Origin of the sequence: Pseudomonas sp. QTF5 (genome assembly GCF_000512695.2) — a bacterium.
Lineage (GTDB): Bacteria > Pseudomonadota > Gammaproteobacteria > Pseudomonadales > Pseudomonadaceae > Aquipseudomonas.
In genome coordinates this window covers 1-20,595 of sequence record NZ_AZRW02000042.1, presented here as the reverse complement: position 1 = coordinate 20,595, position 20,595 = coordinate 1, and the positions used below count along the sequence as shown (strand labels likewise).

Genomic DNA, 20,595 nt, shown 5'->3' with positions numbered 1-20,595 from the left:
CAGCTTCCCCTTAACCGCGAGCCTTGGCTGCTGGACGTACAACCAAGTTGCCGCCAGTAGCGCCAGGAACAGCGCCCTTGACCAACAACAGATTGCGTTCAGCGTCCACGCGCACTACTTCGAGGGACTGCACGGTCACGCGCTCAGCGCCCATATGACCGGACATTTTTTTGCCCTTGAATACACGACCAGGAGTCTGGCACTGGCCGATAGAGCCTGGAACGCGGTGGGATACGGAGTTACCGTGGGTGTTATCTTGCCCGCGGAAATTCCAACGCTTGATCGTACCCTGGAAGCCTTTACCTTTGGACTGACCGGTTACATCAACCAGTTGACCAGCGGCGAAGATTTCAGCGTTGATCAGATCGCCGGCCTGGTATTCACCTTCTTCAAGGCGGAACTCCATTACGGTACGACCAGCGGCAACGTTCGCTTTAGCGAAGTGGCCAGCCTGAGCTGCTGTTACACGCGAAGCACGACGCTCGCCTACAGTGACTTGCACTGCACGATAGCCATCGGTCTCTTCAGTTTTGAACTGGGTGACGCGATTCGGCTCGATCTCAATGACCGTGACCGGAATGGAGACACCTTCTTCGGTGAAAATACGGGTCATACCGCATTTACGACCGACTACACCAATAGTCATGTTGTAAACCTCATGAGTGTACGGGGCTTTCACCCGCTATGGCCGCCCATTTCAGAGCGTTACACGACTAAGACCGAGTCTTAGCCGAGGCTGATCTGCACTTCCACACCGGCCGCGAGATCAAGCTTCATAAGAGCATCAACGGTTTTATCCGTTGGCTGGACGATGTCCAGAACGCGCTTATGAGTACGGATCTCGTACTGGTCACGCGCGTCTTTGTTGACGTGCGGGGAGACCAGAACGGTGAACCGCTCTTTACGGGTAGGCAGTGGAATTGGACCACGCACTTGAGCACCAGTACGTTTCGCGGTTTCCACGATTTCCTGGGTGGATTGGTCGATCAGGCGATGGTCAAAAGCCTTCAACCTGATACGGATTTGCTGATTTTGCATTGGATTTCAGACTCCGGCTGCTATTCCCACCGAGCGCAATACGCCCGTTAAAAGGAGGCGCAATTCTATAGACGCCCCAGATAGGTGTCAACCCAATAAAAAAGCCCCCGCTGAGCGGGGGCTTTTTCAAAGCATCGAAGCTATCTCAACAAAGAGATTACTCGATGATTTTGGCTACGACGCCAGCGCCGACGGTACGACCGCCTTCACGGATAGCGAAACGCAGACCATCTTCCATCGCGATGGTTTTGATCAGGGTAACAGTCATCTGAATGTTGTCACCTGGCATTACCATTTCAACGCCTTCTGGCAGCTCGCAGTTACCGGTCACGTCAGTAGTACGGAAGTAGAACTGTGGACGGTAGCCTTTGAAGAACGGAGTGTGACGACCGCCTTCTTCCTTGCTCAGAACGTAAACTTCTGCGGTGAACTTGGTGTGCGGCTTAACCGAACCCGGCTTAACCAGAACCTGACCACGCTCAACGTCGTCACGCTTGGTGCCACGCAGCAGAACGCCGCAGTTCTCGCCAGCACGACCTTCGTCAAGCAGCTTGCGGAACATTTCAACACCGGTGCAGGTGGTGACGGTGGTGTCACGCAGACCAACGATTTCCAGTGGATCTTGAACGCGAACGATACCGCGCTCGATACGACCAGTCACAACAGTACCGCGACCGGAGATCGAGAATACGTCTTCGATTGGCATCAGGAACGGCTTGTCGGTCAGACGAACTGGTTCTGGGATGTAGCTGTCCAGAGTCTCAACCAGTTTACGAACGGCAGTGGTGCCCATTTCGTTATCGTCTTTGCCTTCCAGCGCCATACGAGCCGAACCGATGATGATCGGAGTGTCGTCGCCTGGGAAGTCGTAAGTGCTCAGCAGGTCGCGAACTTCCATCTCAACCAGTTCCAGCAGCTCAGCGTCGTCTACCAGGTCAGCCTTGTTCAGGAAGACCACGATGTACGGAACGCCTACCTGACGGGACAGCAGGATGTGCTCACGGGTTTGTGGCATCGGACCATCAGCGGCCGAGCAAACCAGGATAGCGCCGTCCATTTGAGCAGCACCGGTGATCATGTTCTTCACATAGTCAGCGTGACCTGGGCAGTCGACGTGAGCGTAGTGACGGATCTTGGAGTTGTACTCAACGTGCGCGGTGTTGATGGTGATACCGCGAGCTTTTTCTTCTGGTGCGCTGTCGATTTTATCGAATTCAACGACGGCCGAACCGAAAACTTCGGAGCAGACGCGAGTCAGAGCAGCAGTCAGAGTGGTTTTACCGTGGTCAACGTGACCGATGGTGCCAACGTTGACGTGCGGAAGGGAACGATCAAATTTTTCTTTAGCCACGACAATTAACTCCTAGCCTAAAGGGGCTGAATCAGCCTTGTTTTTTGGTTACAGTTTCGACGATGTGCGACGGAGCTGTATTGTATTTTTTGAATTCCATAGAGTAGCTTGCGCGACCCTGGGACATGGAACGAACGTCGGTCGCATAACCGAACATCTCGCCCAGCGGAACTTCGGCGCGAATAACCTTGCCGGAGACCGTGTCTTCCATACCCAAAATCATGCCGCGACGACGGTTAAGGTCGCCCATCACGTCACCCATATAGTCTTCAGGCGTAACAACCTCTACCGCCATGATCGGCTCGAGCAACTCACCACCGCCCTTCTGGGCCAGTTGCTTGGTCGCCATGGAAGCAGCCACCTTAAACGCCATCTCGTTCGAGTCGACGTCGTGGTAGGAACCATCAAACACGGTAGCCTTCAGGCCGATCAGCGGATAGCCGGCAACAACACCGTTCTTCATCTGCTCTTCGATACCCTTCTGGATAGCCGGGATGTATTCCTTAGGAACCACACCACCCACTACTTCGTTCACGAATTGCAGACCTTCCTGACCTTCGTCAGCAGGAGCAAAACGGATCCAGCAGTGACCGAACTGGCCACGACCGCCGGACTGACGAACGAACTTGCCTTCGATTTCACAGTTCTTCGTGATGCGCTCACGATAGGAAACCTGAGGCTTACCGATGTTGGCTTCGACGTTGAACTCACGGCGCATCCGGTCAACCAGGATGTCCAGGTGCAGCTCGCCCATGCCGGAGATGATCGTTTGACCAGTCTCTTCATCAGTTTTGACGCGGAAAGACGGGTCTTCCTGAGCAAGCTTGCCCAGAGCGATACCCATTTTTTCCTGGTCATCCTTGGTCTTTGGCTCAACGGCAACCGAAATAACCGGCTCCGGGAAGTCCATACGAACCAGGATGATTGGCTTGTCAGCGTTGCACAAAGTCTCACCAGTGGTGACGTCCTTCATGCCGATCAAGGCCGCGATGTCGCCAGCGCGCACTTCCTTGATCTCTTCACGGGCGTTTGCGTGCATTTGCACCATACGACCCACGCGCTCTTTCTTGCCCTTGACCGAGTTGATCACGCCGTCGCCGGAGGCCAACACGCCCGAGTACACACGGACGAAGGTCAAGGTACCCACGAATGGGTCGGTAGCGATCTTGAACGCCAGAGCCGAGAACGGCTCGTTGTCATCTGCATGACGCTCCATCTGCTTTTCCTCGTCATCCGGGTCAGTACCCTTGATGGCAGGAATGTCAGTTGGTGCAGGCAGGTAGTCGATAACGGCGTCGAGAACCAGGGGAACACCCTTGTTCTTGAAGGAAGAACCGCAAACAGCCAGAACGATCTCACCAGCGATAGTACGCTGACGCAGAGCGGCCTTGATTTCCTCGATAGTGAGTTCTTCACCTTCAAGGTACTTGTTCATCAGCTCTTCGCTGGCTTCGGCCGCAGCCTCAACCATGTTGCTGCGCCACTCTTCAGCCAGCTCCTGCAGTTCAGCAGGGATAGCTTCACGACGTGGAGTCATGCCCTTGTCAGCATCATTCCAGTAAACCGCTTCCATGGTCATCAGATCGATCTGACCCTGGAAGTTGTCTTCGGAACCGATAGCCAACTGGATAGGCACCGGAGTGTGACCCAGGCGCTGCTTGATCTGAGCAATCACGCGCAGAAAGTTCGCACCGGCACGGTCCATCTTGTTCACGTAAACGATACGTGGAACACCGTACTTGTTGGCTTGACGCCACACGGTTTCGGACTGCGGCTCAACGCCCGAAGTACCACAGAACACAACGACAGCGCCGTCGAGTACACGCAGGGAACGTTCAACTTCAATAGTGAAGTCTACGTGACCCGGGGTATCGATGACGTTGAAGCGGTATTGGTCCTTGTGCTGCTTCGCAGAACCCTGCCAGAAGGCGGTAATAGCAGCAGAAGTAATGGTAATACCACGCTCCTGCTCCTGAACCATCCAGTCGGTGGTCGCGGCGCCGTCATGCACCTCGCCCATCTTGTGGCTTTTGCCAGTGTAAAAAAGGACGCGCTCGGTGGTGGTGGTTTTACCAGCATCCACGTGAGCAACGATACCAATGTTACGGTAGCGGTTAATCGGTGTAGTACGAGCCATAAAGCCCTCGCAAAATTAGTGACGCTAAAATTAGAAGCGGTAGTGCGAGAAAGCCTTGTTGGCTTCAGCCATACGGTGCACGTCTTCACGCTTCTTAACTGCAGCACCTTTGCCTTCAGCGGCGTCCAACAGTTCGCCAGCCAAACGCAGAGCCATAGACTTCTCGCCGCGCTTGCGAGCGAAGTCTACCAACCAGCGCATTGCCAGAGCGTTACGACGGGACGGACGAACTTCGACCGGAACCTGGTAAGTAGCACCGCCTACACGGCGCGACTTCACTTCGACCAGCGGAGCGATGGCGTCGAGAGCTTTCTCGAAGATTTCCAGGGGATCGCTGTTCTTGCGTTCTTTAACCTTTTCCAGCGCGCCATAAACGATACGCTCGGCAACGGCTTTCTTGCCGCTTTCCATTACGTGGTTCATGAACTTGGCCAGGATCTGGCTGCCGTATTTTGGATCGTCAAGCACTTCGCGCTTGGCTGCTACGCGTCTTCTTGGCATGGATAAGCCCTCAAACGGTCTTCAGGTTCGCTCGGAATCGGTGCCCTTTCGGGACGCCTCCGACCTTACTCTTATCGACTCAGAAAAATAGAAAATCAGTTTTTACAAAAAGCCACTACTACTTAGGCTTCTTGGTACCGTACTTCGAACGACCCTGGTTACGACCTTTAACGCCGGAAGTATCCAAAGAACCGCGTACGGTGTGGTAACGAACACCTGGCAAGTCTTTTACACGACCGCCGCGGATCAGTACCACGCTGTGCTCTTGCAGGTTGTGGCCTTCACCGCCGATGTACGAGGAAACCTCGAAACCGTTGGTCAGACGCACACGGCATACTTTACGCAGTGCCGAGTTAGGTTTTTTCGGCGTGGTGGTATACACACGGGTGCATACGCCACGACGTTGCGGGCAGTTCTGCAGCGCAGGTACGTCGGATTTCTCGACGATACGCTTACGCGGCTGACGTACCAGCTGGTTGATAGTTGCCATCTACTAGCTCCACTGTTGTCTTGCGACGCTATTGTCTTGCAAGAAAAGCAAAATGGCAGGAACGAATTCCCGCCAAATTTAGGGGTACAAGAGTCTAAAGAGGATCTTGCCCCCAGTCAAGGCAAGGCCCCGACCTCCCCGCTCATCCAACCTCGACAAATTGTCTCGATTCGATGAACGGAACGGCCAGGGCCTTACGCTCATTTATCGCAAAACTCAGTTACCGCTTGAGTTCAGCGCTTCGGTCAGTGCAGCTTCCACTTCACTGGCGCTTACGCGCAACGGTTTGTCCGCTTCACGGCGGCGCTTGCGCTCGCTGTGATAAGCCAGACCGGTACCTGCCGGGATCAGACGACCCACGACTACGTTTTCTTTCAGGCCGCGCAGGTAATCGCGCTTGCCGGTTACCGCCGCTTCGGTCAGTACGCGAGTGGTTTCCTGGAAGGAAGCCGCCGAGATGAACGATTCGGTGGACAACGACGCCTTGGTGATACCCAGCAGTACGCGAGTGAACTTGGAAACGAATTTCTCGTCGCCAGCCAGACGCTCGTTCTCTACCAGAACGTGAGTCAATTCCATCTGGTCGCCCTTGATGAAACTGGAATCGCCGGATTCAGCGATTTCAACTTTACGCAGCATCTGACGCAGGATGGTCTCGATGTGCTTATCGTTGATCTTCACGCCTTGCAGACGATAAACGTCCTGGATCTCGTTCACGATGTACTTGGCCAGCGCACTCACACCCAGCAGACGCAGGATGTCGTGTGGATCGCTCGGGCCGTCGGAGATAACTTCGCCGCGGTTTACCTGTTCGCCTTCGAACACGTTCAGGTGACGCCACTTCGGAATCAGCTCTTCGTACGGATCGCTACCGTCATTCGGGGTGATAACCAGACGGCGCTTGCCTTTGGTCTCTTTACCGAACGCGATGGTGCCGCTGACTTCAGCCAGAATCGAGGCTTCTTTCGGACGACGGGCTTCGAACAAGTCGGCAACACGCGGCAAACCACCGGTGATGTCGCGGGTTTTCGAAGTCTCTTGCGGAATACGAGCGATAACATCACCGATCGCGATTTTCGCACCGTCCGCTACACCAACCAGGGCGTTAGCAGGCAGGAAGTACTGAGCAATTACGTCGGTACCCGGCAGCAAGAGATCCTTGCCGTTGTCATCAACCATCTTCACAGCAGGACGGATATCTTTACCGGCAGCTGGACGGTCTTTGGCGTCGAGTACTTCAATGTTGGTCATACCGGTCAATTCGTCAGTCTGACGCTTGATCGTGATGCCTTCTTCCATGCCCACGTAGGTCACGGTACCTTTCATTTCGGTAACGATTGGGTGAGTGTGCGGATCCCACTTGGCCACGATTGCGCCAGCGTCGACCTTGTCACCTTCTTTAACCGAAATCACAGCACCGTACGGCAGCTTGTAACGCTCGCGCTCACGACCGAAGTCATCAGCGATTGCCAGCTCACCGGAACGGGACACAGCAACCAGGCAACCATCCACTCGCTCAACGTGCTTCAGGTTATGCAGACGGACGGTACCGCCATTCTTCACCTGAACGCTGTCGGCCGCGGAGGTCCGGCTTGCCGCACCACCGATGTGGAACGTACGCATGGTCAGCTGGGTACCCGGCTCACCGATGGACTGGGCAGCGATAACGCCGACCGCTTCACCGATGTTCACCTGGTGACCACGAGCCAGATCACGGCCGTAGCACTTGGCGCAAATGCCGTAGCGGGTTTCGCAGCTGATCGGCGAACGCACGATCACTTCATCGATGCTGTTCAGCTCGATGAACTCGACCCACTTCTCGTCTACCAGCGTACCGGCAGGAACGATAACTTCTTCAGTACCTGGCTTGAACACGTCACGGGCAATGACACGACCCAATACGCGCTCACCCAACGGCTCAACAACGTCACCGCCTTCAATGTGCGGAGTCATTACCAGGCCATGCTCGGTGCCGCAATCGATCTCGGTCACAACCAGATCCTGCGCAACGTCTACCAGACGACGAGTCAGGTAACCGGAGTTCGCAGTTTTCAACGCGGTATCCGCCAAACCTTTACGAGCACCGTGAGTGGAGATGAAGTACTGAAGTACGCTCAAACCTTCACGGAAGTTCGCAGTAATTGGCGTTTCGATGATGGAACCGTCCGGCTTGGCCATCAGGCCACGCATACCGGCGAGCTGACGGATCTGCGCAGCAGAACCCCGTGCGCCCGAGTCGGCCATCATGTACATCGAGTTGAAAGACTCTTGGTCGACTTCGACGCCATGACGGTCGATGACTTTCTCTTTCGAGAGGTTGGCCATCATCGCCTTGGAAACTTCGTCGTTCGCCTTGGACCAAAGGTCGATCACTTTGTTGTACTTCTCGCCCTGGGTTACCAGGCCGGAGGCGTACTGACTTTCGATCTCTTTCACTTCGTCGGTGGCTGCACCGATGATGCGGGCTTTTTCGTCCGGGATAACGAAGTCGTTAACACCGATGGAAACGCCGGAGATGGTCGAATAAGCAAAACCGGTGTACATCAACTGGTCAGCGAAGATTACGGTCTCTTTCAAACCAACCACGCGATAGCATTGGTTGATCAGCTTGGAGATCGCCTTTTTCTTCATCGGCTGGTTGACGACGTCGTACGACAGGCCTGGTGGAACAACCTGGAACAACAGCGCACGGCCGACAGTGGTGTCGACGATACGGGTGTTCTTGACGCTGCCACCATCACGATCGTTGACGGTTTCGTTGATCCGCACTTTGACCTTGGCGTGCAGTGCGGCTTCGCCGGCACGGAACACACGGTCAACTTCCTGCAGATCCGCGAACACACGACCTTCGCCCTTGGCGTTGATCGCTTCACGAGTCATGTAGTACAAACCCAATACAACGTCCTGCGACGGAACGATGATTGGCTCACCGTTGGCTGGCGACAGAATGTTGTTGGTCGACATCATCAACGCACGCGCTTCCAACTGGGCTTCCAGTGTCAGCGGTACGTGCACGGCCATTTGGTCGCCGTCGAAGTCGGCGTTGTACGCAGCACAGACCAGAGGGTGCAGCTGGATAGCCTTACCTTCGATCAGTACCGGTTCAAACGCCTGGATACCCAGACGGTGAAGGGTCGGTGCACGGTTGAGGAGAACCGGGTGTTCGCGAATCACTTCAGCGAGAACGTCCCAAACCTCTGGCAGCTCGCGCTCGACCATCTTCTTGGCAGCTTTGATGGTGGTAGCAAGACCACGCATTTCCAGCTTGCCGAAAATGAACGGCTTGAACAGCTCGAGGGCCATCTTCTTCGGCAGACCGCACTGGTGCAGACGCAGGGTCGGACCAACGGTAATTACCGAACGACCGGAGTAGTCAACACGCTTACCGAGCAAGTTCTGACGGAAACGACCCTGCTTACCCTTGATCATGTCAGCCAGGGATTTCAGAGGACGCTTGTTGGAACCGGTGATAGCGCGACCACGACGACCGTTGTCGAGCAGTGCGTCGACAGCTTCCTGCAACATACGCTTTTCGTTGCGCACGATGATGTCCGGAGCGGACAGATCGAGCAGACGCTTCAAGCGGTTGTTACGGTTGATCACTCGACGATACAGATCGTTGAGGTCGGAAGTCGCGAAGCGACCGCCATCCAGCGGGACCAGTGGACGCAGATCTGGCGGCAGAACCGGCAGAACGGTCAGCACCATCCACTCTGGCAGGTTGCCGGAACCCTGGAAGGCTTCCATCAACTTCAGACGCTTGGACAGCTTCTTGATCTTGGTTTCGGAGTTGGTTTGCGGAATTTCTTCACGCAGGCGGCCAATCTCGTGCTCCAGGTCGATAGCGTGCAGCAGTTCACGGACAGCTTCGGCACCCATGCGGGCATCGAAATCATCGCCGAACTCTTCCAGCGCTTCGAAGTACTGCTCGTCGTTGAGCAGCTGACCTTTTTCAAGGGTGGTCATGCCTGGATCGATAACGACATAGCTCTCGAAGTAGAGAACGCGTTCGATATCACGCAGGGTCATGTCCATCAGCAAACCGATACGGGACGGCAGCGATTTCAGGAACCAGATGTGGGCAACTGGCGAGGCCAGTTCGATGTGCGCCATGCGCTCACGACGAACTTTTGCCAGCGCGACTTCAACGCCGCACTTCTCGCAGATCACACCACGGTGCTTCAAGCGCTTGTACTTACCGCACAGGCACTCGTAATCCTTTACCGGGCCAAAGATCTTGGCGCAGAACAGGCCGTCACGCTCAGGTTTGAACGTACGGTAGTTGATGGTTTCCGGCTTTTTAACTTCACCGAACGACCACGAACGGATCATCTCAGGCGATGCCAATCCGATACGGATGGCGTCGAACTCTTCGACTTGACCCTGGTTTTTCAGCAAATTCAGTAGGTCTTTCAAGGCCTTTCCTCCTGGCGGAGCAGAGAGCGGGCAATCCTGCCCCGCTCTCGATTCGCGTCACGTGTTATTCGGTTTCCAGATCGATATCGATGCCGAGGGAACGAATTTCTTTGATCAACACGTTGAAGGACTCGGGCATGCCCGGCTCCATACGGTGATCGCCGTCCACGATGTTTTTGTACATCTTGGTCCGACCGTTCACATCGTCCGACTTCACTGTGAGCATTTCTTGCAGAGTGTAAGCAGCACCGTATGCTTCCAGTGCCCAGACCTCCATCTCCCCGAAACGCTGACCACCGAACTGTGCCTTACCACCCAGCGGCTGCTGGGTAACCAGGCTGTACGAACCGGTAGAACGAGCGTGCATCTTGTCGTCTACCAAGTGGTTCAGCTTCAGCATGTACATGTAGCCAACAGTAACCGGGCGCTCGAACTTGTTGCCGGTACGGCCGTCAGTCAGCTGCATCTGGCCGCTTTCTGGCAGGTCTGCCAGTTTCAGCATTGCCTTGATTTCGCTTTCCTTGGCGCCGTCGAACACTGGAGTGGCCATTGGTACGCCACCACGCAGGTTCTTCGCCAGATCCAGGATTTCCTGGTCGGAGAAGCTATCCAGATCTTCGTTACGACCGCCGATCTGGTTGTAGATCTCGTCCAGGAAGGTGCGAAGTTCGGCAACTTTACGTTGCTCCTCGACCATCCGGTTGATCTTCTCGCCCAGACCTTTGGCCGCGAGGCCCAGGTGGGTTTCAAGGATCTGACCAACGTTCATACGCGAAGGTACGCCCAATGGGTTGAGGACGACGTCGACCGGGGTGCCATTGGCATCGTGCGGCATGTCTTCAACCGGCATGATCACGGAGACCACACCTTTGTTACCGTGACGACCGGCCATCTTGTCGCCCGGCTGGATGCGACGACGGATTGCCAGGTAAACCTTGACGATTTTCAGCACGCCTGGAGCCAGGTCATCGCCTTGCTGCAGTTTGCGCTTCTTGTCTTCGAACTTGTCGTCCAGCAGACGGCGACGATCAACGATGTAGGCCTGAGCCTTCTCGAGCTGCTCGTTCAGAGCATCTTCAGCCATGCGCAGTTTGAACCACTGACCATGCTCAAGACCGTCGAGAATTTCGTCGGTGATGTCCTGACCTTTCTTCAGACCGGCGCCGCCTTCGGCTTTGTGGCCGACCAGAGCGGAACGCAGACGTTCGAAAGTAGCGCCTTCAACGATACGGAACTCTTCGTTCAGATCCTTGCGGATCTCGTCGAGTTGAGTCTTCTCGATCGACAGTGCACGAGCATCACGCTCAACGCCGTCGCGGGTGAAGACCTGTACGTCGATGACGGTACCCTTGGTGCCGGTAGGCACACGCAGGGAGGTGTCCTTAACGTCGCTGGCTTTTTCACCGAAGATCGCACGCAACAGCTTCTCTTCTGGAGTCAGTTGAGTCTCGCCTTTCGGAGTGACCTTACCGACCAGAATGTCGCCTGCGCCAACTTCAGCACCTACGTAAACGATACCGGCTTCGTCCAGTTTGTTCAGTGCAGCTTCACCCACGTTCGGGATGTCTGCAGTGATTTCCTCTGGCCCAAGCTTGGTGTCACGTGCCACACAGGTCAGTTCCTGAATGTGGATCGTGGTGAAGCGGTCTTCCTGAACAACACGCTCGGACAGGCAGATGGAGTCTTCGAAGTTGAAGCCGTTCCATGCCATGAACGCGATACGCATGTTCTGACCCAGAGCCAGTTCACCCATATCCGTGGACGGACCGTCGGCCATGATGTCGCTGCGCTGAACCCGATCACCTTTACGCACCAGCGGACGCTGGTTGATGCAGGTGTTCTGGTTGGAGCGGGTGTACTTGGTCAGGTTGTAGATGTCGACACCAGCTTCGCCGGTTTCAACTTCGTCATCAGCAACACGAACCACGATACGGCTGGCGTCGACGGAATCGATCACGCCGCCACGACGAGCCACGACGCAAACGCCGGAGTCACGGGCTACGTTACGCTCCATGCCGGTACCGACCAGCGGCTTGTCAGCGCGCAGGGTTGGTACAGCTTGACGCTGCATGTTCGAACCCATCAACGCACGGTTGGCGTCGTCGTGCTCGAGGAACGGGATCAGCGACGCTGCAACCGAAACTACCTGCTTCGGCGATACGTCCATCAAGGTGACGTCTTCCGGCGCCTTGACGGTGAACTCGTTCAAGTGACGAACAGCTACCAGCTCGTCGATCAGGACTTTCTTGTCGTTCATCGTGGCCGAAGCCTGAGCGATCACGTGATCAGCTTCTTCGATGGCGGACAGGAACACGATCTCGTCGGTGACCAGAGCGTCTTTCACCACACGGTACGGGCTCTCGAGGAAGCCGTACTGGTTGGTGCGCGCATAGGCAGCCAAGGAGTTGATCAGACCGATGTTCGGACCTTCCGGCGTTTCAATCGGACATACACGACCGTAGTGAGTCGGGTGTACGTCACGAACTTCAAAGCCAGCACGCTCACGAGTCAAACCGCCAGGGCCGAGTGCAGAAACACGACGCTTGTGGGTGATCTCGGACAGCGGGTTGTTCTGGTCCATGAACTGGGAAAGCTGGCTGGAACCGAAGAACTCTTTCACCGCCGCAGCCACTGGCTTGGCGTTGATCAGGTCTTGCGGCATCAGGCCTTCGCTTTCAGCCATCGACAGACGCTCTTTGACCGCACGCTCAACACGTACCAGGCCAACGCGGAACTGGTTCTCGGCCATTTCGCCTACACAGCGAACACGACGGTTACCCAGGTGGTCGATGTCATCGACGATGCCTTTACCGTTACGGATGTCGACCAGAGTCTTCAGTACCGCGACGATGTCTTCTTTGCACAACACGCCCGAACCTTCGATCTCGGTACGACCGATACGACGGTTGAACTTCATCCGGCCGACCGCAGACAGGTCATAGCGCTCAGGGCTGAAGAACAGGTTGTTGAACAGGGTTTCGGCAGCGTCTTTGGTTGGCGGCTCGCCAGGACGCATCATGCGATAGATCTCGACCAGCGCTTCCAATTGGTTGCTGGTGGAGTCGATCTTCAGAGTGTCGGAGACGAACGGACCGCAGTCGATATCGTTGGTGTACAGAGTTTCGATACGAACAACCTGAGACTTGGCGATTTTTGCCAGGATTTCGGTGTTCAGCTCGGTGTTGCACTCTGCCAGGATTTCGCCGGTTGCCGGATGCACGATGACCTTGGCGGTAGTGCGACCCAGGACGTAGTCCAGAGGCACTTGCAGCTCTTTGATCCCTGCTTTTTCCAGCTGGTTGATGTGGCGAGCAGTAATACGACGACCTTGCTCGACAATAACCTTGCCTTTGTCATCCAGGATATCCAGGACAGCAATTTCACCACGCAGGCGCTGAGGCACCAGTTCCAGGCTGAGGTTTTCACCTTGCACGTGGAAGACGTTGGTGGTGTAGAACGCGTCCAGCACTTCTTCAGTGGTATAGCCCAGCGCGCGCAGCAGTACCGATGCAGGCAGCTTGCGACGACGGTCGATACGCACGAACACGCAGTCTTTCGGGTCGAACTCGAAGTCCAGCCACGAACCGCGGTAAGGAATGATGCGCGCGGAGTACAGGAGTTTGCCAGAGCTGTGCGTCTTGCCACGGTCGTGGTCGAAGAACACGCCCGGGGAACGGTGCAGCTGGGAAACGATTACACGCTCGGTACCGTTGATTACAAAGGTACCGTTCTCAGTCATCAGGGGGATTTCACCCATGTAGACTTCTTGCTCTTTGATGTCCTTGATCGCTTTGTTCGACGATTCTTTGTCGAAAATGATCAGGCGCACTTTTACCCGCAAAGGTACGGCGTAAGTTACACCGCGCAATACGCATTCTTTGACATCAAATGCCGGTTCGCCCAGGCGATAACCGACGTACTCCAGCGCAGCATTGCCGGAGTAGCTGATGATCGGGAAAACGGATTTGAAGGCCGCATGCAGGCCCACGTCGCGGAACTGATCTTTAGTCGCTCCCGCCTGCAAGAATTCACGATACGAATCCAGCTGGATTGCCAGGAGATACGGCACATCCATGACGTCCGGCAACTTGCTAAAGTCCTTGCGGATACGTTTTTTCTCAGTATATGAGTAAGCCATCAGCGTTCCCCAGCTTGGTCACCTGCTTGTTTGGCCCCTCCCGACGGGAGCAGCCAGAAAATCGTGCAAACCCCATGGTTTGCGCCACCGCATCGGGTGGTTACAGCTCGTTACCAGCACCGACCCAGTCGGCTGCCAATAACGGAAAAAGGCCGGTGGCAAGAGCCACCAGCCATCAGCCTTTCGCTTAACGCTCGGGCTGGAGGTGCAAAGTCGATGCTTACTTCAGCTCGACTTTAGCGCCTGCTTCTTCCAGAGTTGCTTTGGCTTTGTCAGCTGCGTCTTTCGAAACAGCTTCCAGAACCATGGCAGGAGCGCCATCAACTACAGCCTTGGCTTCTTTCAGGCCCAGACCGGTCAGTTCACGTACTGCCTTGATCACGTTTACTTTCTTCTCGCCAGCTTCTTGCAGCATGACGTTGAATTCGGTTTGCTCTTCAACAACAGCGGCAGCAGCAGCTGGACCAGCCGATGCAGCAGCAGCGGTAACGCCGAATTTTTCTTCGAAAGCTTTGATCAGCTCAACAACTTCCATTACGGACATGTTGCCAACTGCTTCAAGGATATCGTTCTGAGAGATAGACATGAATCTAATTCCTGATATTGGGGACGGCCTACGCGACCATCGAAAAAAACAAAAAACGCGAGAAGTTGACGAGCCTTAGGCTGCAGCAGCTTCTTTCTGGTCGCGAATTGCCGCCAGAGTACGAGCCAACTTGCTGGTAGCGCCTTGAATCACGCTCATCAGCTGAGAAATTGCTTCGTCACGGGTCGGCAGGGTTGCCAGTACGTCGATCTGATTAGCTGCGAGGAACTTGCCCTCGAACGCAGCTGCCTTGATCTCGAACTTGTCCTGACCCTTTGCGAATTCCTTGAAGATACGAGCAGCAGCGCCCGGATGTTCTTTGGAGAATGCAATCAAGGTCGGGCCGGTGAACACGTCATTGAGAACACTGTATTCAGTGTCAGCAACAGCGCGCTTGAGCAGGGTGTTACGTACGACACGTACGTAAACGCCAGCTTCACGAGCCTCTTTACGGAGTCCGGTCATTGCGCCTACTGTTACGCCACGGGCATCAGCCACGACAGCGGACAGAGCGACTTTGGCAGCCTCGTTGACTTCAGCGACGATGGCCTTCTTGTCTTCGAGTTTAATTGCCACGGGTTTAACTCCTGCTTGTTACCGTTTCATCCAACCGAAGCCGGATGTCGTTTTGGTGTCTGATTCGGTAAGGAACCGGGAGCACCATCTGCGTAGGCTTGTGGTTTAAGACTTGCGCCGCCTACGGTCTTGGATAGCCCCCGCCAGGCAGGGACCCCAATCTTTCAATTGGCGCAATCGCTTGCGCCAACCTGTGTCTTACGCGTCGAGCGAGCTTTGGTCGATGACCAGACCTGGGCCCATAGTGGTGCTCAGGGTAACGCGCTTGACGTAAATGCCTTTCGAGGAAGCTGGCTTGATACGCTTCAGATCAGCGATCAGGGCTTCAACGTTTTCCTTCAGCTTGACGGCGTCGAAGCCGATCTTGCCAACGGAAGTGTGGATGATACCGTTTTTGTCGGTGCGATAACGAACCTGACCAGCCTTGGCGTTTTTAACCGCAGTAGCTACGTCTGGAGTTACAGTGCCGACTTTAGGGTTAGGCATCAGACCACGTGGACCGAGGATCTGACCCAACTGACCAACAACGCGCATGGCATCCGGGGATGCGATAACTACGTCATAGTTCAGGTCGCCGCCTTTCATTTCGGCAGCCAGGTCGTCCATACCTACACGGTCAGCGCCGGCGGCCAGAGCAGCCTCGGCAGCTGGGCCCTGGGTGAACACAGCAACGCGAACAGTCTTGCCAGTGCCATGCGGCAGCACGGTAGCGCTACGAACAACCTGGTCGGATTTACGCGGGTCAACACCCAGGTTCACAGCAACGTCGAACGACTCGCTGAACTTGACAGTCGACAGCTCAGCCAGCAGAGCAGCAGCATCTACAAAGTTGTAGGCCTTGCCTGCTTCGATTTTGCCGGCGATAGCCTTTTGACGCTTGGTCAGCTTAGCCATTACACACCCTCCACGTTAAGGCCCATGCTACGAGCAGAACCGGCGATAGTACGCACGGCTGCTTCCATATCAGCTGCAGTCAGATCCGCGTTTTTGGTTTTCGCGATTTCTTCCAGCTGAGCACGGGTCACGGTGCCAACCTTAACGGTATTCGGACGAGCGGAACCGCTAGTCAGACCAGCAGCCTTCTTCAGCAGAACCGAAGCAGGTGTGGATTTGGTTTCGAAAGTGAAGCTACGGTCGCTGTAGACAGTGATGATCACTGGAGTCGGCAGACCTGGCTCAAGACCCTGAGTACGGGCATTGAAAGCCTTGCAGAATTCCATGATGTTCACGCCATGCTGACCCAGAGCAGGACCAACAGGTGGGCTTGGGTTAGCCTGAGCGGCCTTCACTTGCAGCTTGATGTAAGCGGTAATCTTCTTGGCCATGAGGCACTCCAATTACGGGTTCGAACGCCTCGAAAGGCTCCCCGGTTACTTGCGCGTTTATCCCAGTGACGACAAAACCCCACAGCCTAAGACTGTGGGGTTGGGATGCTTGATCAGCTAGACCTTTTCGACCTGGCTGAACTCTAGCTCTACCGGAGTAGAGCGACCGAAAATGAGCACCGCCACTTGGATCCGGCTCTTCTCGTAGTTAACTTCTTCAACCGTGCCAGTAAAATCAGCAAACGGCCCGTCATTGACACGCACCGACTCGCCTGGCTCGAACAACGTCTTCGGCTTCGGCTTATCGCTACCATCAGCAACGCGACGCAGAATCGCTTCTGCTTCTTTATCGGTAATTGGGGCTGGCTTGTCGGCGGTACCGCCAATGAAACCCATCACCCGAGGCGTATCCTTGACCAAGTGCCAAGTACCCTCGTTCATATCCATCTGCACCAGCACGTAACCTGGGAAGAATTTGCGCTCGCTTTTGCGCTTCTGGCCATTGCGCATTTCAACCACTTCTTCAGTGGGGACCAGAATCTCGCCGAAGCCATCTTCCATGCCAGCCAGCTTTACGCGCTCAATGAGCGAGCGCATTACATGCTTCTCGTAACCGGAGTAAGCATGCACAACATACCAACGCTTAGCCACGGGACACCCTTAGCCGACAATCAAAGAAACAAGCCAGCCGAGCAGGGAATCAAGCCCCCACAACAGCAACGCCATAACCAGAACAACAGCCACAACGATCAACGTGGTCTGCGTGGTTTCCTGGCGAGTTGGCCATACGACTTTACGAATCTCGGTGCGTGCCTCTTTGACAAGCACAAAGAAAGACTTGCCCTTGATTGTCTGCAGACCTACAAAGGCAGCTACAGCAGCAATCACGAGCAAAGCGAGTACACGGTACAGGATCGGCGAAGCAGAGTAATACTGATTGCCAACAACGCCAACAACCACCAAAGCGACTACTACTAGCCACTTGAGCAGATCGAAGCGAGAGCCTTGAGCTTCAGCTTTAGGAGTCATCTATGAAGATCCTGTGAAAAGAAAGCCAGATACACCTGGTGAATCTGGCAGGTCAGGAGGGAATCGAACCCCCAACCTACGGTTTTGGAGACCGTCGCTCTGCCAATTGAGCTACTGACCTAAAACGAAATCAGGCCGACCATTATGCCGATCCGAAAAAGACTTTACAACAACTTACTCAATGACCTCGACTGCCCAACCGACACCAGAGCAAACAATCACCCCCGCGCACAGCACAGAACAACCACAAGCCATTAAAACAAAGGCAGATATTTTCATATCTGCCTTGTTATATGGAGCTCTTGAGCGGATTTGAACCGCTGACCTCACCCTTACCAAGGGTGTGCTCTACCAACTGAGCTACAAGAGCGCAACACTTTGAAAAACCTGCAAACTTGGAGCGGGTAGCGGGAATCGAACCCGCATCATCAGCTTGGAAGGCTGAGGTTCTACCACTAAACTATACCCGCGAGGCTTGCAGCTCTCGCTAAAAATGGTGGAGGGGGAAGGATTCGAACCTTCGAAGTCGTAGACGTCAGATTTACAGTCTGATCCCTTTGGCCGCTCGGGAACCCCTCCTAAGCGAGCCGGCATTCTACATCATGCCAGCCTTCTGTCAAGCATTTTTCTCATTAAAAACCTGAGCTTAGCTGCGTTGACCTCGCTTCGCGCTGTTGACCGTTAAAGGTCTTCACTGCGGAGCGGGCGCCATTCTATGCAAACTATTCGGCGGGTGCAACCCCCTCGCACGGCATTATTTTGTGTTTTAACTCATTGAATTCTTTAGAAAGGTTTTGCAACTGCAAGTCACCCAGCAAACGCCGGCTTTCCGGGGCTATGCGCACCCAGTAACCATCAGACTCGGCGGGAGCCCTCAGCAAGGACTCGAACTTGATTTCCATGCCACTCAATCGCCGCTCAACCGCCTGAGCCGCTTCCTGACGAGCAAAACCGCCAAGATAGAGGCATCCATCGTCTGCCTGGGCAGGCTTTCCTTTATCACGAGCCGCGTCAGTCGTTTCACTCAACAAGCGAATGTCCTGCTGCGAACCCCGATACAAACTCAAAGGGGTTACATCCTTTGCGCGCAGAGGAGCCTCTTGTTGGTGCCAGATGTAATAGAACACATTGAGAACAAGCAACAGCAGGAACAACCAACGCATAAAAACCTCAGGACAAGGGACACGCCATCGCCAAACCTACAAATACCAGGTCTGGAACCACCCTGGCCTCGGGCACAATCTCGGAGACCAGATCAGCATCCCCTCCAGTCAGGAAGACTGCGAACTGTTCTCCCCAGTAGCTGCGCGCCAACTCTAGCTGAGTCAGGACAAACCCTCTCAACATTAGCAAACAACCCCGCTCGACCGCCTCGACGGTTGTGCGCCCAGGAACAAGATTCTCCAAGGCGCGCTCGGCAGCAAGATCTCCATAGCGAATTCTACGGGTATGGGTACGCAGCTGGTTGCGCATCAAAGGCATCCCCGGACAGATAAATCCTCCGAGATGCTCACCATCCCCTGCAATAAAGTCAGCCGTAACAGCCGTACCAAAGTCGAGCACCAGACAAGCACCCGAAGCGAGATGAAATCCTCCGAGCATTGCAAGCCAGCGATCAAGCCCTAGCCGCTCAAACTCCTCATAGCCATTTCGAACCCCGGACACCTCCCGAGCCGGTGTCGCGCACACTACGGAAACGCCGAAAGCCTCGGTCAGCAGAGAAATCAGCGCACTGGTTTCTTCGGCGGTTCTGACACTGACTAAACGACAGTGTATGAGCGCGAGCCCCTTGAGCCCTTTCAAGCTCTCCAGCAATGCGAGATCTGAATCAACGACCCCCTCGCCAACCACCCGCCTGACATCCTCGCCGAGCACACGCCACTTGATGAAACTGTTTCCACAATCGAGCTCAAGAATCATCACGTAACCTCAGACTGAGCTCGCCACCACTAAAGACCTTCTCCACACCATTCACCTTCAAGCGCAAGGCACCCTGGCCATCGATACCCAGCACCTCACCATCTATCTGACTAACACCGGCAATCAACGATACCGCCCGCCCCTGCCATAGATGATTTTGCTCCCACTCCGCCTGGATAACCGGAAATCCGCCGGCCTGGTGGCGATTTAAATAGGTCTGGAGCATCAACCCTAACTCCGCAACCAGATGATTGCGATCAACAGCCTTACCCGACTCGAGGCGCATGGACGTCCATTGCTGATCAACCTCATCGGTCATCTGCATGTTCACATTTATTCCGACACCGATCACCACGTGACACACATCAGCAGGATCCCCAACTAATTCGAGCAGTATTCCAGCAATCTTTTGCTGACCCACCAGAACATCATTCGGCCACTTCAACCCCACACCTGAGACACCAAGCTCTCGCAAGGCCTGCATTACGGCAAGCCCAACAACAAGACTCAAGCCTTCCAGCTGCCGCATCCCACCATCAATACGCAGCACCAGACTGTAATAGATGTTTTCCGCGAACGGGCTGACCCATTTGCGCCCACGCCGCCCACGACCGGCCGTTTGTCGCTCAGCGAGCACCAGAAATGGCGCAGGCTGGCCACGCTCAATAGCGCGCAAGGCTTCAGCGTTGGTGGAGTCAATTGAGTCGAAGACTAGAATGGGCCACTCACAAGAAGGCGCCCGCGCGCTTATTTCCGCAGGATCAAGCAGTGTCAATGGCGCAGCTAGTTGATAGCCGCGACCGCGCACTTTGTGAATGGATAAACCGAGTTCAGCTTCCAAGTGCTGAAGCTGCTTCCATACAGCGCTACGACTGACGCCCAAGGCAGCACCCAGGGCCTGGCCCGAATGGAATCGACCATCCTTAAGAAGCTTTAACAACGTCAGCATGCAAGTCTCGCCTCACAATGAGGCCCGCATGATAGCCATGCCCCGGGCTGTTGCATAGAAACCCTACAAGCGAGATTTTCCTGCGGACAAAACAAAACCCCTACCTGCATACGCAGATAGGGGTTTCGGAATTTAATCT

At 55.0% G+C, this 20,595-nt stretch carries 17 protein-coding genes and 4 tRNA genes; all 21 read right to left on the bottom strand.

Features of this window, described 5'->3' with window-relative positions; genetic code table 11:
• Window positions 1-10: 10 nt before the first annotated feature.
• Window positions 11-646 (bottom strand): 50S ribosomal protein L3, encoded by a 636-nt coding sequence (rplC, locus tag IC37_RS24305; RefSeq protein ID WP_003186059.1) that lies wholly within the window; start codon window positions 644-646, stop codon window positions 11-13.
• 80 nt (window positions 647-726) lie between these two features.
• The gene (gene rpsJ, locus IC37_RS24300) at window positions 727-1,038 is read right to left on the bottom strand and encodes a 30S ribosomal protein S10 (protein ID WP_003186070.1); all 312 of its coding nucleotides are present in this window, start codon (window positions 1,036-1,038) and stop codon (window positions 727-729) included.
• 157 nt (window positions 1,039-1,195) lie between these two features.
• Window positions 1,196-2,389, bottom strand: coding sequence for an elongation factor Tu (tuf, locus tag IC37_RS24295; RefSeq protein ID WP_030131210.1), 1,194 nt, complete (start codon window positions 2,387-2,389; stop codon window positions 1,196-1,198).
• 31 nt (window positions 2,390-2,420) lie between these two features.
• Window positions 2,421-4,526 (bottom strand): elongation factor G, encoded by a 2,106-nt coding sequence (fusA, locus tag IC37_RS24290; RefSeq protein ID WP_030131211.1) that lies wholly within the window; start codon window positions 4,524-4,526, stop codon window positions 2,421-2,423.
• Window positions 4,527-4,556: 30 nt separating this feature from the next.
• Complete coding sequence (gene rpsG, locus IC37_RS24285; RefSeq protein WP_002555493.1) at window positions 4,557-5,027, bottom strand: 30S ribosomal protein S7; 471 nt, start codon at window positions 5,025-5,027, stop codon at window positions 4,557-4,559.
• 118 nt (window positions 5,028-5,145) lie between these two features.
• Window positions 5,146-5,517, bottom strand: a complete 372-nt coding sequence (gene rpsL / locus IC37_RS24280) for a 30S ribosomal protein S12 (protein WP_002555494.1) — start codon at window positions 5,515-5,517, stop codon at window positions 5,146-5,148.
• A 216-nt stretch (window positions 5,518-5,733) separates the two neighbouring features.
• Complete coding sequence (gene rpoC / locus IC37_RS24275) at window positions 5,734-9,933, bottom strand: DNA-directed RNA polymerase subunit beta' (protein WP_030131212.1); 4,200 nt, start codon at window positions 9,931-9,933, stop codon at window positions 5,734-5,736.
• Window positions 9,934-9,997: 64 nt separating this feature from the next.
• A complete protein-coding gene (gene rpoB, locus IC37_RS24270; protein WP_095920387.1) occupies window positions 9,998-14,071 on the bottom strand; it encodes a DNA-directed RNA polymerase subunit beta in 4,074 nt (1,357 codons plus the stop codon).
• Between the two features lie 220 nt (window positions 14,072-14,291).
• The gene (gene rplL, locus IC37_RS24265; protein WP_030131213.1) at window positions 14,292-14,657 is read right to left on the bottom strand and encodes a 50S ribosomal protein L7/L12; all 366 of its coding nucleotides are present in this window, start codon (window positions 14,655-14,657) and stop codon (window positions 14,292-14,294) included.
• Between the two features lie 75 nt (window positions 14,658-14,732).
• Window positions 14,733-15,233 (bottom strand): 50S ribosomal protein L10, encoded by a 501-nt coding sequence (gene rplJ, locus IC37_RS24260; RefSeq protein ID WP_030131214.1) that lies wholly within the window; start codon window positions 15,231-15,233, stop codon window positions 14,733-14,735.
• A 198-nt stretch (window positions 15,234-15,431) separates the two neighbouring features.
• A complete protein-coding gene (rplA, locus tag IC37_RS24255) occupies window positions 15,432-16,127 on the bottom strand; it encodes a 50S ribosomal protein L1 (protein WP_003186095.1) in 696 nt (231 codons plus the stop codon).
• Complete coding sequence (rplK, locus tag IC37_RS24250; RefSeq protein WP_007933726.1) at window positions 16,127-16,558, bottom strand: 50S ribosomal protein L11; 432 nt, start codon at window positions 16,556-16,558, stop codon at window positions 16,127-16,129. Before rplK ends, rplA begins: the two co-directional genes overlap by 1 nt.
• Before the next feature lie 117 nt (window positions 16,559-16,675).
• Window positions 16,676-17,209: a transcription termination/antitermination protein NusG gene (gene nusG, locus IC37_RS24245; RefSeq protein ID WP_007933727.1), complete on the bottom strand. Its 534-nt coding sequence runs from the start codon at window positions 17,207-17,209 to the stop codon at window positions 16,676-16,678.
• Window positions 17,210-17,218: 9 nt separating this feature from the next.
• Window positions 17,219-17,587: a preprotein translocase subunit SecE gene (secE, locus tag IC37_RS24240; RefSeq protein ID WP_030131215.1), complete on the bottom strand. Its 369-nt coding sequence runs from the start codon at window positions 17,585-17,587 to the stop codon at window positions 17,219-17,221.
• Between the two features lie 45 nt (window positions 17,588-17,632).
• Window positions 17,633-17,708, bottom strand: a tRNA-Trp gene (locus IC37_RS24235).
• Between the two features lie 173 nt (window positions 17,709-17,881).
• Window positions 17,882-17,957: transfer RNA gene (locus IC37_RS24230), tRNA-Thr, on the bottom strand.
• A gap of 26 nt (window positions 17,958-17,983) precedes the next feature.
• Window positions 17,984-18,057 (bottom strand) — tRNA-Gly (locus IC37_RS24225).
• A gap of 24 nt (window positions 18,058-18,081) precedes the next feature.
• Window positions 18,082-18,166: transfer RNA gene (locus IC37_RS24220), tRNA-Tyr, on the bottom strand.
• A gap of 143 nt (window positions 18,167-18,309) precedes the next feature.
• A complete protein-coding gene (locus IC37_RS24215; protein ID WP_030131216.1) occupies window positions 18,310-18,750 on the bottom strand; it encodes a hypothetical protein in 441 nt (146 codons plus the stop codon).
• A 7-nt stretch (window positions 18,751-18,757) separates the two neighbouring features.
• On the bottom strand, window positions 18,758-19,507 hold the full coding sequence (locus IC37_RS24210) for a pantothenate kinase (RefSeq protein WP_030131217.1): 750 nt from the start codon (window positions 19,505-19,507) through the stop codon (window positions 18,758-18,760).
• A complete protein-coding gene (birA, locus tag IC37_RS24205) occupies window positions 19,497-20,456 on the bottom strand; it encodes a bifunctional biotin--[acetyl-CoA-carboxylase] ligase/biotin operon repressor BirA (protein WP_030131218.1) in 960 nt (319 codons plus the stop codon). Before birA ends, IC37_RS24210 begins: the two co-directional genes overlap by 11 nt.
• Between the last annotated feature and the right edge of the window lie 139 nt (window positions 20,457-20,595).